The following is a 15344-nucleotide window of genomic DNA, read 5'->3' on the forward strand; positions in this document are numbered from 1 at the left end:
CTTTCCCCCCTCACAAAGTTTGTTATGCCGTTTCTATTCTGCTTTTTACCAATTTTTCATAAAGTGCATAGGCAGTTAACTTGCCTTGTTCAGCGGCGGTTACCACCATCGCCTCGCCCTGACCTTTTCCGAACACGACATCTCCACATGCAAACACCTTTTCATGTGATGTCTGATGTGTGGTCGGGTCTATTTTTACAACCCCTCCATCATGGAAAAGGCCGAACTGTTCAATCAGATTTGTGTATCTCGTCTGCCCGATAGCTTTAATGACTGCATCCACCTGTAATGTGAATTCTGAACCTTCCACCTTTACAGGTCTTCTTCTGCCATCCGCATCAGGACTGGCAAGCTCCATCTTCACACATTCAATGGCCGTGACCTCGCCCTTTTCATTTCCAATAATTCGGTTTGGTGCAGTCAGCCAACGGAATTCAACCCCATCCTGTTTGGCGAACTCATACTCAAAATCGTAAGCTGTCATCTCTTCCTGCGTTCTGCGATAAAGAATTTTCACATTCTCTGCACCAAGCCTCACAGAACAGGTTGCACCATCTATCGCGGTATTTCCTGCGCCAATCACCACCACATTTTTTCCAAGGAATTTATCTGTAATGGCATTCGTTTTGGTTTCTTTGACGAATTCGATTGCGTCATAGACTCCATTCAGGTCCTCCCCATCTATTCCAAGCATCGGTACACTTGCCATTCCAATTGCTAAAATGACCCCGTCGTAATGGGAAAGAATCTCCTCTACGGATATGTCCTCTCCTACTCTTGTACTTGTACGGATTTCCACATCCAAGCTTCTTACCTGGTCCACTTCCCAATAGGAAACACGTTTTGGAAGACGAAATGACACAATACCATACGTATTCAGCCCACCGGCTTCCTTCTCGGCTTCAAAGATCGTTACTTGAAATCCGAGCAGCGCAAGTTCCCTCGCTGCAGAAAGTCCTGCTGGTCCACCACCCACAATCGCCACTTTTTTACCATTGGATTTACCTTTTTCGAAAAGTGTCTGGTCGTTCCGGATAGCCCAATCAGTTGCATATCTCTGGAGATCGCCAATGACAATCGGTTTTGTATGATGATTCAGGACGCATGCTCCTTCACACAACTCCTCTGTTGGACACACACGTGAACAGCTTGCACCTACCGGATTGGCGCTCATTATCGTTTTCGCGGAGCCCTTCAGATTTCCTGATGCTATCTTTTTGATAAAAGAAGGAATGTCTATACTTGTTGGACATGCCACAATGCATGGTGCATCATAGCAGTATAAACATCGGTTCGCCTCTTCCACCGCTTCCCTGTCTGTCAATCCTGGCTTGGTTTCAAAAAAGTTCACTGCCAAATTTTCAAAATCGATTCGTTTCGTTGCCCCTTTCACATACCCACTCTCCTTTTTTGCAGACTCGCAAGAAAAAAGGTAACCCAAATCGACGGATGTGCCCAATATTCTATACAGGAATCAGGTTCACAAACTACGAATGAGTTACCCTTGACCTTTACGGTAGGCTCTTTTCTCAAAGATTGTTGCTATTCACTAGAAAAATGTCGGCAATTGGACTTTTTACCAAGAAAAGTCGGCCTTTGGATTTTTCACAGCTTATCTAATCTAAAATAAGCTTGCAGTCTATTCCTTACAGCCGGGAAAAGAGCACGACAGCAAGGAATAAAACGGTTGGTTTATTAATACGAAAAGGAATAAAGTTTACGAAAACAGCCTTAAGGTAAAAGTGCTGTCATTTCTTCATATGTTTCAGGTCTTCTGTCACGGTAAAACTGCCATACATCTCTCACTTCACGGATTAATTTCTTGTTCATCTCACCAATGATAACTTCATCTTGATCTCTGCTTCCGATGGAAACGAAAGATCCTCTCGGGTCCACAAGATAGGACTGTCCATAAAATTCCCCCATTTTCCAAGGGCCTTCGACACCAACCCTGTTGATGGCTCCAACGTAATATCCGTTTGCTACTGCATGTGCAGGCTGTTCAAGCTTCCACAGATATTCGGAAAGTCCAGCCACCGTTGCGGAAGGATTAAATACAATCTCCGCACCTTTTAGTCCCAGCAAACGTGCCCCTTCCGGAAAATGGCGGTCATAACATATGTACACGCCAACTTTTGCATAAGCTGTATCAAAAATCGGATAGCCAAGGTTACCTGGCTTAAAGTAGAACTTCTCCCAAAAACCATGTCCCTGATCTCCTACGCCCACTTGAGGAATATGTTGCTTTCGGTACTTGCCAAGATATTTTCCGTCCGCATCAATAACCGCGGCCGTATTATAATACGTTGCAATGCCTTCCCGCTCATAGATAGGTAAGACAATAACCACTTCCAGTTCCTTTGCAAGATCTTGAAACAGCTTTGTTGTCGGGCCATTAGGTATTTCTTCTGCTGCCTCGTACCATTTTGCATTCTGTTCACTGCAAAAGTACGGACCATAGAATATTTCTTGCAGACAAATAATCTGCGCACCTTTTGATTTTGCTTCACGTACCAAATTAATGTGTTTTTCAATAGCCGCCTTCTTGTGGACCTCAACAGCTTCCTTGCCATCCACATCATTCGACGCCTGAATTAAACCAATCATCACTTTATCGGACATGTATTAACCTCCTTTTGATGAATATAAATAAAATAAATTAAATTATTAGAATAATTAGAACTTTATGTATATTCTACTGCCTTTAGGCTCGCATTTCACTATACATAATGTTAAATGATAATGGGTCAGGACTGTCCAAAGTGTAAAGTGGTGGCGGGATGAGCACGAAAAGAAAAGCCCGCTCCTATAAAAGGAACGGGCTCTCATCAAGAAAACAAACGCTTGGCTTGTTTTCTCATCTTTTTCATATTACGTTTGGAAGTCATGTCCCCCAAAAAGTTTTGCACATCGTTGTTTCGGCTAAGTCGAGTGGCAGCGGCTCCAAGGCCAATCATTAACAAGGATGTCATAGCTCTGTTCATGCGACTCACTCCCAAGTTTTAGTTACATACTAATTTGTCGATCGTCTTCATGAAACAAATCATCCAAAGAACTTAACGTTCCATCTTCCTCCACTTGATGAGTATGGACCATGCCTTTGGATACGGAAAGTTCAATAAAACAACCCCAACAATAATACTGATTCACACCGATTTTGCCGATATCTTTGCTTTTGCAGTTAGGACAACAAAGGACCATCTTAGACACCTCGCGTTAGGTTAATACAGAAACGACGACGGTATCTTTCCCAATGACAAGATCTGAAGGATTCTTTACAATCTTCTTCCCTTCTGACAAGTCTGCAAAAAAACCGTCCGTTACCTCATATCCTACGATTGTGCCCGTTTCATCCTCGAAATATACATCGTCAAGAAGGCCAAGCTTATCTCCCTCTCCTGTGATAAAGGACTTCCCTTTTATACCATGGAAGTGGTGATAATACACTTGCCCATCCACTTTGGTAATCGGTGTGAGCTCATGCTCTCCAACCATGATTCCTTCATCACCAAATGACTGAATGAATTCAAAAGGGAGAAACTTTGCTCGACGGAAAATGCCTTTTCCATCGATAATCAGCCCTTTGACAATCCCCGGCTCCTCAATACAAAGATCCATCACTCGGCCAAGTTTATTGCCAGATGCCATATCATAAATTAGCATCCCAATCACTCGAGAAAATGTTCTCAAAGAATCCACCTCTTTTCGAACATTACTAGCTTTTGTCTGGATGGTTCACCTCATACTGCGAAAGGTTTTCCATTTGAATAAATAGGTGTTAAAAAACAAAAACAGGCTGAAATTCTCCACCATTGACCAAGCAGTATTTCGCAAGTCGAATAATATGTAAAGAATCCATTGGAGGGAGGTGATATGAATGGCAAAATACTATTACTACATGAATGAAAAGAAAGAAATCAGGGACAATAACGCAGCAGAATATGATTATAAAAAACATGACAAAAAAGATCATTGTAAAAAGCACGATACCGATCATGATAAAAAGCATGATAAGAAATGTGAAAAGGATCATGATAAAAAAGAAAAGAAAAAGCATGGTTCAAAACTAGTGGAATTTGCATATCAAACATTTGATCCAATTACACCATTATCACTACCTCTAAACTTCCCTCTAAGCACCCAGCCGCAAGTCGTTGCTACAGCCACTCTGAAAAATGTAGAAAAGGGCAATGTCGTATGGTTAAATGGACTATACCATGTGAACAACAACTCTCCAGAATTTGCAGACTTAATTACAAGAATTTACCGTGGCAACATCTCCCCTGCAAACCTGATTTATCAGAGCATCGTTGAAATTGATGCGGAAGGAAACGATGACGCAACAGAATCTGTAACTCAGTTCGTTGACGTTATCAAAGCAGACGGAAAAGACGTGACCTATTTTCTGACTGCTCAAAAAGGACAGTTTTCTGAGGACTTGAATGTCTTCGCTTACGGCCCTATCACATTCACTGCTGCAGAAATCAAACAGGAAGACTGATTTCCTAAAGTCAAAAGAGGCTTGCCCATAGGTGGACAGGCCTCTTTCTCATTGGTACTTACTCGATTCAAAAAGTGTACTACTCTTCATCCATAAAATCATAAGGACTGACATTTTCCATGCCGATATTCGCATCTCTCCAGAAAGGAACCTCCTCTAAAACAGGATCACCCGCAGCCTCTACCGGTCCATCTCCTGATTGCTTCACTTGAAGACGTTCCCTTAAAGATGTCTGCCTTGCCTGCTCATCCGCACGCTGAACGCCAAGCCTCAGTGCATCCTCTTCTCCACAAAGAATCAAAAAACGCTTGGCACGGGTTACTGCAGTGTATAACAAGTTCCGCCGCAACATCCTATAATAGCTTTTCACTACAGGCAACACCACAATCGGGAATTCGCTCCCCTGAGACTTATGAATGGAACAGCAATATGCATGTGTGATCTGACCGAGATCTTGTTTTGTGTATGTCACCTCATTGCCATCAAAGGATACTATAACCATGTCCTGTTTTTCCGTATTCTCTTTTGCATAAAAGATGGAAACAACTTCGCCAATGTCGCCGTTGAACACGTGACTTTCCGGCTGATTGACAAGCTGCAGTACCTTATCGCCTGTCCTATAGACTATATTACCGAAGTTTAGTTCCCTGCGCTGTTCACTTTTAGGGTTGAAAAGCTCCTGAAGCATTTCATTGAGTTTATCTATCCCTGCATTTCCCCTGTACATGGGAGCCAAGACTTGGATATCACGTGCTGTATATCCTTTGCTCTGCGCATTAGCACAGACTTTTTTCACAACATCCAATATGTGCGCCTGACCGCATTTAATGAATGAACGGTCTTTTTTCCCTAAAGAAATATCAGCCGGAACGACTCCATCCTTCATATCATGAGCGAGCTCAATAATGGAGGAACCATCCGCTTGCCTGTAGATATCAGTCAACTGCACGGTAGGGATGACCTTTGAAGCCAAAAGGTCCTTTAACACCTGTCCTGGACCGACGGAAGGAAGCTGATCCTCATCCCCCACCAATACGACTTGAATGTCATCAGGAAGGGATTTAAACAGCTGATTGGCAAGCCAAATATCCACCATCGACACTTCGTCGACAATCAAAAGCTTACCCGCTATAGGGTTTTCTTCATCGTGCTGGAAACCCTCCGAACCATTCCAACCAAGCAGCCTATGTATAGTAAGGGATGGCAATCCTGTCGCTTCACTCATCCGTTTGGCAGCACGTCCTGTCGGGGCGACAAGCATAATCGGAAACGGATCATCCTTGCTATAATCCTCAGGTTGCAAGGAACAGCCATGAAGGTCTGCGTACAATTCCACAATCCCTTTAATAACAGTTGTTTTACCTGTACCTGGACCACCTGTTAAAAGAAGCATCGGAGTCATTAACGCCTGCTGAATAGCTTCCTTTTGCGAAGGGGCATATTGCACTTTCAGCCTGTCCTCCAATTCACCTAAAGCAAGCAGAAACTCTGACTCCGGAAACTGATCGGCATATTGCGTCTGCTCAAGCACACGGTTAATATTTGTAACAACACCCTGTTCAGAAAAATAGAGACTCGGTAAGTACACTCTTCCTTCTTCCGCCTTAAGTTTCCCCTCTTCTGTCAGTTGCAAAATTTCCCGAGAAATGTCAGAGTCTGCAACTAGGCCTTGCTGTTTTTCATTTAAAAGTCTTACTACCGCTTCCGCCAACCGGTTTTCTTTTACAAAGCAATGACCTTCTTGCATAGAATGCTGCTCTAACATGTATAGGCATCCTGCTCTGATACGATCAGGATGATTCCCAGAGATTCCAAAGTGATTTCCGAGCTCGTCTGCTCTTGCAAACCCTATCCCTTCCACGGACTCTACCAATTGATATGGATTTTTTTGGAGTGTTTCAATAGTCTGGTCTTTGTAGGCTTGATATATTTTCATGGAAAGCTGCGGACCAAAGCCGAACTGAGATAGGGCAATCATGACCTGTTCCAATCCCTGATGCTCCATCAATGTGTCGTATAGGAGCTTTGCTTTATCTCCTGCAAGTTTCGGTATGGAGTCCAACACAGAGGGGTTTTCGAGAATTTTCGAGATGGCATTTTCCCCGAGTGCATCCGCAATTTTCTCGGCTGTCTTTCTTCCGATTCCTGAGAAGAGATCACTTGAAAGATATTGGACGATTCCCTGTTTTGTCTGTGGAATATCCTTGCGGAAGTGTTCAACATGAAACTGAAGGCCGAAACGGGGATGTTCTTTCATCTGTCCGAAAAATATATAGGTCTCGTCTTCATGGATGCGAGGGAAATAACCAGTGACGACCGCCTCTTTTTCCTCATAAGCAACATTCGTTTCTGTCACTCTGATCCGCACTACCGAATACATATTGGATTCATTATGGAAAATCGTGACTAGATGCGATCCCTTAATAAATTTTTCATGTTCCTCGAATAGATCGAGGGAGGATTGTTGCTTTTGGTCCTTCATGGGAATTTCCCTCCGTTCCCTAGTTTTCTGTCAGAATTTTTTTTGCGTGAGCTGCAAGCATATGATCCGCTTGGACATCCAATGCTTTATCGAGATTCTTCAACGCTTTTTCTCTATTCTCCTGATAGGCATATGCAACACCTAAGTTGTAGAAAGCATCTGCATGCATTTCATCCGCTTCCACCACTTTTTCAAACTCGGCTGTTGCTTCTTTAATCAAACCTTGACCCGCTAGGCAAAGACCATATTGGAATCTTGCTTCCGCATCTTCCGGTTTCATTTCTACTGCGCGCTGAAAATAAGGCAGAGCAAGTTTCGGCTGGTCAAACTGCAATAATGTCATGCCTAACATGAAGAAGATATCGCTGTCGTTTACACCTTTTTTCATAGCAAGCTCGAATTGGACTTTTGCTTCATTCCATTTTTCAAGCTGATAATATACATTACCTAACCCGTAATGGGCTGTTCCAATTGTTTCGTTTTTCTCTAATGCTCGTTCAAAAAACTTCATGGCTTTTTCAAGCTCCCCTACAGCACTAAGGACATTTCCGAAGTTCACATACGCTACAGCGTTATCTGGATTCTGTTCTATTTCTTCTGAAAAAGCGGCAAGTGCTTCTTCGTATTTACCTTCTTGCAGGAATTTGATACCTAATGCATTGTTGTCTTTCATCTATCGGTACACCTCATTTAATATCAGTTCTTGACTGTAATTTTTCCACTTAGTGTTGCATCATATATTTTAGCCCTATTAGTATAACACAGGAAAAACCTCCATTCCCATTAGAGAATAGAGGTTTTCACTTTTACCCTACATACCAGAGCTTTTCGTTGTTTCTGAACACATGATCAATGGTTCCGCCTCCTAGACACTCATCTCCATTGTAGAAAACAACTGCTTGTCCAGGAGTCACTGCGCGAACCGGCTCATCAAAGATAACCTTGACTTTGTTATCTTCAAGGTGCTGGATGGTAACCTTGTTGTCTGCTTGACGATAGCGGAACTTTGCGGTGCAAGCAGTACCGTCTGCTGGTGCATTATCGGAAACCCAACTGATATCCACAGCAGTAATGGAATCAGAGTAAAGCAGTTCGTTGTGGAAGCTTTGTCCCACATATAGAACGTTTTTTTCCAAGTCTTTGCCGATTACAAACCAAGGATCACCGCTTCCACCGATTCCAAGGCCATGACGTTGACCGATGGTATAGTACATCAGTCCATCATGTTTCCCTTTCACTTCTCCATCCATCGTCAACATGTTTCCAGGTTGCGCCGGAAGGTATCCGCTTAAGAATTCTTTAAAATTGCGTTCGCCGATAAAGCAGATTCCCGTGCTGTCTTTCTTTGTTGCTGTCGCTAACCCAGCACGCATTGCAATTTCACGCACTTCCGACTTTTCGATGTTGCCGATCGGGAACATTACTTTAGAAAGTTGTTCCTGACCCAATTGATTCAAGAAATATGTTTGGTCTTTGTTATCGTCCAGGCCGCGAAGCATTTTGTATTCTCCATCGCGGAATGCCACCTGTGCGTAATGACCTGTTGCCAAATAGTCCGCTCCTAGGTCTAAGGCATGCTCAAGGAAAGCCTTAAACTTGATTTCCTTGTTGCACATGACATCAGGATTTGGTGTGCGTCCTGCTTTGTATTCATCTAAAAAGTATTGGAACACTTTGTCCCAGTATTGTTTTTCGAAATTTACCGCGTAATAAGGGATTCCGATCTGGTTGCAGACCCGGATGACATCGTTGTAGTCCTCCGTTGCCGTACAAACTCCGAATTCATCCGTGTCGTCCCAGTTTTTCATGAAAATGCCGATTACATCGTAGCCTTGTTCTTTGAGAAGAAGGGCAGCTACGGATGAATCTACTCCACCAGACATTCCTATTACTACACGGGTATCTTTTGGTGCTTTTGTCATCTTGATCACCCCGTATTAATTTTGTATTCTGTATAACTCCTGTAACTTTGACTCTGATGTTACTTTTTTCTCGTTAACCGTTTTACGACTTTTGCTGTTGCTTGGGCAGCGTATGTGATATCGTCCATATTGTTGCCCAGTCCGAAACTGAAACGGATGGAAGATGCAATTCTATCTGAATTTTTCCTGAACAGTGCTACAAGGACATGGGAAGGATCAATGGAACCTGCCGTGCACGCTGAACCGCTTGATACGGCAATTCCCGCTAAATCAAGGTTTACCAGCAAGGATTCCACATTCGTCCCGGGAAAATAAACATTCAGTACATGTGGTAACGTTTCTTCCGCACTACTGTTTATTTCAAAAGGGACTTCTTCCTCCTGCCATACCCGGATCATCGTTTCTTTGAAGCTGTTATATAACGACACCTTATTTTTCGTTTGCTCCATGCTTAATTCAATGGCTGTTTTCAGTCCGACTATGCCTGCCACATTTTCTGTACCTGCACGGCGTTTTCTTTCCTGTTCCCCGCCAAAGGTGAGTGTAGAAAAGTTTGTGCCGGTTCTGGCATATAAGAAGCCTACTCCCTTTGGTCCGTTGATTTTGTGGGAGGACATGGATAGGAAATCGATTCCCTGTTCTTCCACGTCGATCGGAAGGAGGCCGAAAGCTTGAACTGCATCTGTATGGAAATAGGCTCCATGTTCCTTCAACAACTCTCCTATTTCGGTGATGGGTTGAACAGTTCCGACCTCGTTGTTTCCATACATGATGGTGACTAAAATGGTCTGGTCTTTTAAGGCTTCTTTGAGGTCATTGATGCTTATTTGCCCTTTTTCATCTACAGGCAAATACGTCACTTCAAATCCTTCTTTTTCTAGTTGCTCACAAGTATGAAGAACCGCGTGGTGTTCGATCTGCGTAGAAATGATATGCTTTCCGCGGGATTTGTTGGCACGGGCGACACCGATAATTGCCAGGTTGTCTGCTTCTGTCCCACCGCTTGTGAAAATGATTTCCGTTTCTTTTGCCCCTATCGCTTTGGCAGCAACATATCTCGCCTCATCCACCAGGTGTCTGGTTTTTCTGCCAAAGCCATGAATGCTGGAGGGATTGCCGAAATCTTCTCTCATGACAGGAAGCATGCTATCGAGGACAGCCGGATGCAATGGTGCCGTTGCTGCATGGTCTAAATAGATCTGTTTCAATGAGAACGCCTCCTTTCATCATAAATAATGTTCCCCTATTCCACTCCTTGCATAACGATCTGCAAGGAAGGCTGGTTGGATAAATCTATATCTTAGATATAGAACATGTATGCTTCTTGATCTCCACCTTCATAATTCGCCAGGTCGTCAAGTGTTGTGCTGTCAAGTACGTCTTTTACCGCATCACGAATCCGAATCCAAAGTTCTCGTTTTGCCGGCTCTTCGTCATCAATAACTTCAACCGGGCTAATTGGACCTTCAAGAACACGAATAATGTCTCCAGCCGTAATTTTAGTAGGCTCGTCTGCTAAAATATATCCACCGTATGCACCTCTTATACTTTTTACCAGTCCTGCGTTACGTAATGGAGCGATAAGTTGCTCAAGATAGTGCTCTGACAGATCATGCGTCTGTGCAATCGTTTTTAAGGAAAGCGGGCCTTCCCCCACGTTTTTTGCTAGTTCGATCATAATTGTCAATCCGTAACGTCCTTTAGTTGATATTTTCATTTCCGAACACCTCTACTCTTTCTATTCAGTTTCTATATTTGAAAAGTTACCTTTTTATCGTTTCTATGTTGAATTTTATTAAGTATTGAGTCCGTTGTTTTCTGGCAGGCCGGAAGTGTCAGGCCGACGATGCTTCCGATAGTAAGACTGAAGAGTATGGTTCCGATAAATATCGGTCCACCTAATAGCCAACCTAAACATAATACTACTAATTCCATTCCTAATCTAATATGTTGCACTTTCCATCCTGTCACTTCCGTCAGGGCGATCATCAGGCTATCTCTTGGCCCTGCACCACAACGCGATGAAATGTATATGCCTATTCCTAAACCTATAATCACGATCCCAAGCACAAGCATTGTCATTTTCCCCATAATTGAGGCGGGAGTGTGCAATTGAGGAATCATCAAGTACAGATCAATAAAGATTCCGACCATCAGCATATTCAAAAAAGCTCCTATTGGCGGAAGCTTTTTAACAATGAGAGAAGAAATCACCAAAATAAAAAAGCCCACAATGATGGACCATGTACCAATCGTCAGTCCGATCTGGTAGAAAAGCCCGATATGAAAGACATCCCATGGCGCACTGCCAAGATCTGCACGTATCATCAGTACGATACCAAAAGCCATGATAAACAATCCAATAAAATAGACGCACCACTTTGCAAAAAACACTCTTCTGACTATACTCCGCTCTCCTTGCATGCCGTCTCTACCCTTCTGTTTAGCTAATTTCTGTCTCTACTTAAAATCTATCCTATTATAGCATAATTCCAAAGGTTTTACATTTTAAACCATGGTGATAATTGTGGTAAAGTGGGTATGGGACATTAGATGTCATTGTATGCAGGAAGGTGTTTATTTCAATGAATAACAAACCACTAGCTTTTCGGATGAGGCCGCGCACGATAGAAGAAATGGTTGGTCAGGAACATCTAGTAGGGGAAGGCAAAATCATTCAAAGAATGGTAAAAGCAAGGCACCTCTCCTCCATGATTCTTTACGGGCCACCGGGAATAGGTAAAACGTCGATCGCAACAGCAATTGCCGGAAGCACGCAATATGCATTCCGGACATTGAATGCGGTGGTTCATAATAAAAAAGATATGGAAATAGTCGTGGAAGAAGCGAAAATGTCAGGGAAGGTCATCCTTATTTTGGATGAGGTGCATCGATTGGATAAGGCAAAACAGGATTTTCTATTGCCTCACCTTGAAAATGGAAGAATCGTGCTTATTGGGGCAACTACGAGCAACCCTTATCATGCCATCAATCCTGCCATTCGGAGCAGATGCCAAATTTTCGAGCTTCATCCTCTGTCTGTGGGCGAAATCAAGCATGTTATCACGCAGGCAATGGATGACAAGGAACGAGGTCTTGGAGAAAAACAGGTAAAACTTGATGATGGAGCTTTGGAGCATTTTGCAAATGGATGCGGCGGGGATGTCCGTTCAGCGTTGAATGCGTTGGAACTTGCGGTACTTTCCACAAGTCCAAATGAAGATGGGGAAATTTTCATAGGATTGGAAACGGCCGAAGAATGCCTGCAGAAAAAAAGCTTTTATCATGATAAGGATGGAGATGGACACTATGACGTTCTCTCTGCTTTCCAAAAGTCCATTCGGGGCAGTGATGTAGATGCGGCACTGCATTATTTGGGAAGATTAATTGAAGCGGGAGATCTGGTGAGCATCGGAAGGCGTCTCCTTGTCATTGCCTATGAAGATATCAGTTTGGCCAACCCGCAGGCCGGGGCACGAACATTGTCTGCAATTGAGACTGCTGAACGTCTAGGCTTTCCGGAAGCCCGTATTCCACTGGCAAACGCCGTCATCGAACTTTGCCTATCTCCTAAATCCAACTCTGCCTATAAAGCGTTAGATGAAGCTTTGGCGGATATCCGAAAAGGGCTGGTCGGCGAAGTGCCCGCCCACTTGAATGATGCGCATTACAAGGGCGCTGCCAGCCTAGGACGTGGAGTCGAATATAAATACCCTCATGATTATCCAAGCGGATGGGTTGCCCAGCAATATCTACCGGACAAGTTAAAGCATAAATCTTATTACAAACCGAAAGATACGAGCAAGTTCGAGACCGCACTTGCGCAGATATATGAAAATACGAAGAAGAAGAAAAAATAAGGGGGACGAGTTCCCCCCCTTTTGGCTATTAATCTCGAATCCTGCCACTTTTCCCACTCCAATTTCCTCCTAATAAATCAACTTCCATACACTCCTTCTCGTAAACTAACGGGTTTCCCTACTTTTCCTAGTAAACTCCCGTATATATTTTCACTTTTGTGGAAAGAATAGATAAAAAAAGACCGTTTCAAGGAGTGGATTAGAATGAAAGTAAGACAGGATGCATGGTCTCATGAAGATGATCTTTTACTTGCAGAGACTGTTCTAAGATACATAAGAGATGGTGGCACGCAACTTGCCGCTTTTGAAGATGTTGGTGATGCGTTAAACCGTACATCAGCCGCTTGTGGATTCAGATGGAATGCTGAGGTTAGAAAAAAATTTGAACCTGCAGTTGCCATAGCAAAGAAGCAACGAAAAGAGAAGAAGCGAGCGCAAGAAAAACAGACAAAGCTACAAGAAAAACAAAAAAGCGAGTCAGTTCCTACGAAAAGAGTAATCAATAAACCTCTGGAAATGGAGTGGCTGCCTGCTCCTAAAACAATTTCAAGCGAAAATGAAAACAAGCTTCCATTTGAATATGATATGGAAGACGAAGAGTTTGCACCACTTCCAGTAAGAAACGCGGCTGTTGCATCCTCTATAACCCTGGATGACTGCATACAATTCCTGCAAAACTTCCAACAGAACCAGAACTCTGATTATCGCTTGCAGTTGGAAAGTGAAAGATTGCAAAGGGAAAATCAATTGTTGAAACAGAAAAATCAGTCACTTGAGAAACAGCTTAAGAATCTAGAAGAACAACAAGTTGCAATTAACGAAGATTACGAAATGCTTGTCCAGATCATGGACCGTGCAAGAAGAATGACCGGTGTAGTTCAGGATGAAGTGATGTAATAAGTAAAAAAAGGTCTCGTCAGAATCGACGAGACCTTCTTTTTAATTATTGCTGACCACCAACACGCTGGATTTTTACATCTTTCAGGATATCGTTGATCACATATCCTCCAAGGATAAGCCCTGCAACAGAAGGGACGAATGCATTAGAGGAAGGTGGCATTTTCGCTTTACGTATTTCCGCATTATCATTACCGACCGTTTTACGAACATCCTCACGAATGACAATTGGGCTCTCGTCCGAGAAAACCACTTTGACACCTCGATGAATTCCCTCTTTGCGAAGTCGTGTGCGAATAACCTTCGCAATTGGATCTGTGTGCGTTTTCGAGATGTCGGCCATCTTGAAGCGTGTAGGATCCATTTTATTAGCAGCTCCCATACTGGAAACCAGCGGTATTTTCCGCTTTAGGCACTCTTTAATCAAGTGGATTTTGTACGAAATCGTATCAGATGCATCGATCACATAATCAAGATTGTAGCTGAAGAACTCTTCGTAAGTCTCTTCCGTATAGAACATTTTTAGTGCTATCACTTCACAATCAGGATTGATGTCTTCGATTCGCGCTTTCATCAGATCAGCTTTCGGCTGCCCTACTGTGGACATAAGTGCGTGAATCTGACGGTTTACGTTTGTAATATCCACATCATCTTTATCCACTAAAATAAGGCGTCCAACTCCGGAACGTGCTAACGCTTCCGCTGAGAAAGATCCGACCCCGCCTATTCCTAATACTGCAACCGTACTATTTTTCAGGGTTTCTAAACCTTCTTTACCTATTGCCAATTCGTTTCTTGAAAATTGGTGTAGCATTGCATATCAACTCCATTTATCGCTTGTTTCATTTCATTCGTCTTTTAAAGATTGTACCCGAAATCGAATATAACATACTTTGAATGAAAAGCAAGTAGTCGGATAGGAATTTTTCTTTTTTACTAAATTGGTTTCAATGCCTTATAATAAAGGGAATAGTAACTGGATATTTATTTTTATTGAAGGCGGGGAGTTTGCAATGAAAAATCTGTTGAAGGCCTTATCTTTCTTCTTAGTGATTGGCAGTGGGTTAGTAACAATCTTTCGCTTGAACAAAACAAATAAGCAGTTGATGGCAAGAGAGACGACTTCCTTCCAGGTGAAGCAGACGTTGGAGGCGATTGCTGCGACTTTGGAGAAAACAATGGAAAATGAGCGTTTATCGCAAGTTGAAGCTATTAACGCGGGTCCGTTTGTCCAAAACTCTAAAGCGTTAGAAACACCAAATGAAAAAGTAGAAAACTTGGACTTGGAACATCAAGAGAATCCCCCTTTGATAAAAGCAAACAAGAATGCGCGTGGCGAATACATCTATCATGTTCCGGGAGGCGTTTTCTATAATAGGACAACTCCTGTGGAATGGTTTCATACAGAAGAAGAGGCGCAGGCAAAGGGGTATCGGAAGTCTGCGAGATAATAGTGTTTTTTGAAATTAGACAACCTTCATTTTGAGTGAGGGTTGTTTTTTTGTGGTTCAAATGAGGACAGCGTTGGGAGGATTTTGGCGGCGCAGGGCGTCATAGAACGGCTATGAGGACAATCTTGGCAAGCTTTTTCACTCCCTGGGGTTCATTGAGTAGGAAGCAGGAATAAGTTCCCAATAACAAAAAAACCGGCACCCGCATAGAGCGAAGTACCAGTTTTTGAT

The 15344-nt window shown here is 43.0% G+C and carries 16 protein-coding genes; 4 read left to right on the forward strand and 12 right to left on the reverse strand.

Features of this window, described 5'->3' with window-relative positions; translation table 11 throughout:
* Window positions 1-22: 22 nt before the first annotated feature.
* The 5 genes from AB685_RS05310 to AB685_RS05325 all read right to left on the reverse strand — a co-directional run bounded on the left by AB685_RS05310 (window position 23) and on the right by AB685_RS05325 (window position 3690).
* Entirely contained in the window at window positions 23-1393 is a 1371-nt protein-coding gene (locus AB685_RS05310) for an NAD(P)-dependent oxidoreductase (RefSeq protein ID WP_047969444.1), read from the reverse strand.
* Between the two features lie 338 nt (window positions 1394-1731).
* Window positions 1732-2622, reverse strand: coding sequence for a nitrilase-related carbon-nitrogen hydrolase (locus AB685_RS05315; protein WP_047969445.1), 891 nt, complete (start codon window positions 2620-2622; stop codon window positions 1732-1734).
* A gap of 206 nt (window positions 2623-2828) precedes the next feature.
* The gene (locus AB685_RS30155) at window positions 2829-2984 is read right to left on the reverse strand and encodes a YrzQ family protein (protein ID WP_082153507.1); all 156 of its coding nucleotides are present in this window, start codon (window positions 2982-2984) and stop codon (window positions 2829-2831) included.
* 22 nt (window positions 2985-3006) lie between these two features.
* Window positions 3007-3201, reverse strand: a complete 195-nt coding sequence (locus AB685_RS05320; RefSeq protein WP_047969446.1) for a hypothetical protein — start codon at window positions 3199-3201, stop codon at window positions 3007-3009.
* A gap of 15 nt (window positions 3202-3216) precedes the next feature.
* Window positions 3217-3690: a PRC-barrel domain-containing protein gene (locus AB685_RS05325; RefSeq protein ID WP_047969447.1), complete on the reverse strand. Its 474-nt coding sequence runs from the start codon at window positions 3688-3690 to the stop codon at window positions 3217-3219.
* 187 nt (window positions 3691-3877) lie between these two features.
* Here AB685_RS05325 and AB685_RS05330 point away from each other — a divergent pair, with 187 nt between their 5' ends.
* Window positions 3878-4501, forward strand: coding sequence for a hypothetical protein (locus AB685_RS05330; protein WP_053073728.1), 624 nt, complete (start codon window positions 3878-3880; stop codon window positions 4499-4501).
* A gap of 79 nt (window positions 4502-4580) precedes the next feature.
* Here AB685_RS05330 and AB685_RS05335 read toward each other — a convergent pair whose 3' ends face one another.
* From AB685_RS05335 to AB685_RS05360, 6 genes are all read right to left on the reverse strand, one after another.
* Entirely contained in the window at window positions 4581-6983 is a 2403-nt protein-coding gene (locus tag AB685_RS05335) for an ATP-dependent RecD-like DNA helicase (protein ID WP_047969448.1), read from the reverse strand.
* A 19-nt stretch (window positions 6984-7002) separates the two neighbouring features.
* Complete coding sequence (locus AB685_RS05340; RefSeq protein ID WP_047969449.1) at window positions 7003-7656, reverse strand: tetratricopeptide repeat protein; 654 nt, start codon at window positions 7654-7656, stop codon at window positions 7003-7005.
* Window positions 7657-7789: 133 nt separating this feature from the next.
* Complete coding sequence (gene mnmA, locus AB685_RS05345; RefSeq protein ID WP_047969450.1) at window positions 7790-8905, reverse strand: tRNA 2-thiouridine(34) synthase MnmA; 1116 nt, start codon at window positions 8903-8905, stop codon at window positions 7790-7792.
* Between the two features lie 59 nt (window positions 8906-8964).
* A complete protein-coding gene (locus AB685_RS05350) occupies window positions 8965-10113 on the reverse strand; it encodes a cysteine desulfurase family protein (RefSeq protein ID WP_047969451.1) in 1149 nt (382 codons plus the stop codon).
* Between the two features lie 92 nt (window positions 10114-10205).
* Window positions 10206-10622, reverse strand: a complete 417-nt coding sequence (locus AB685_RS05355) for an Rrf2 family transcriptional regulator (protein WP_047969452.1) — start codon at window positions 10620-10622, stop codon at window positions 10206-10208.
* Window positions 10623-10654: 32 nt separating this feature from the next.
* Window positions 10655-11329, reverse strand: a complete 675-nt coding sequence (locus AB685_RS05360) for a membrane protein (RefSeq protein WP_047969453.1) — start codon at window positions 11327-11329, stop codon at window positions 10655-10657.
* A gap of 161 nt (window positions 11330-11490) precedes the next feature.
* Between AB685_RS05360 and AB685_RS05365 the strand changes: the two genes are divergently transcribed.
* On the forward strand, window positions 11491-12765 hold the full coding sequence (locus AB685_RS05365) for a replication-associated recombination protein A (protein ID WP_047969454.1): 1275 nt from the start codon (window positions 11491-11493) through the stop codon (window positions 12763-12765).
* A gap of 204 nt (window positions 12766-12969) precedes the next feature.
* A complete protein-coding gene (locus AB685_RS05370; protein ID WP_047969455.1) occupies window positions 12970-13662 on the forward strand; it encodes an RsfA family transcriptional regulator in 693 nt (230 codons plus the stop codon).
* A gap of 46 nt (window positions 13663-13708) precedes the next feature.
* On the opposite strand, the gene AB685_RS05375 is transcribed toward AB685_RS05370, so the two are convergent.
* Window positions 13709-14476: a tRNA threonylcarbamoyladenosine dehydratase gene (locus AB685_RS05375; RefSeq protein ID WP_047969456.1), complete on the reverse strand. Its 768-nt coding sequence runs from the start codon at window positions 14474-14476 to the stop codon at window positions 13709-13711.
* Between the two features lie 136 nt (window positions 14477-14612).
* On the opposite strand from AB685_RS05375, the gene AB685_RS05380 reads away from it, so the two are divergent.
* The gene (locus tag AB685_RS05380) at window positions 14613-15113 is read left to right on the forward strand and encodes a hypothetical protein (protein ID WP_047969457.1); all 501 of its coding nucleotides are present in this window, start codon (window positions 14613-14615) and stop codon (window positions 15111-15113) included.
* Window positions 15114-15344: the final 231 nt, after the last annotated feature.

This window comes from Bacillus sp. LL01 (assembly GCF_001037965.1).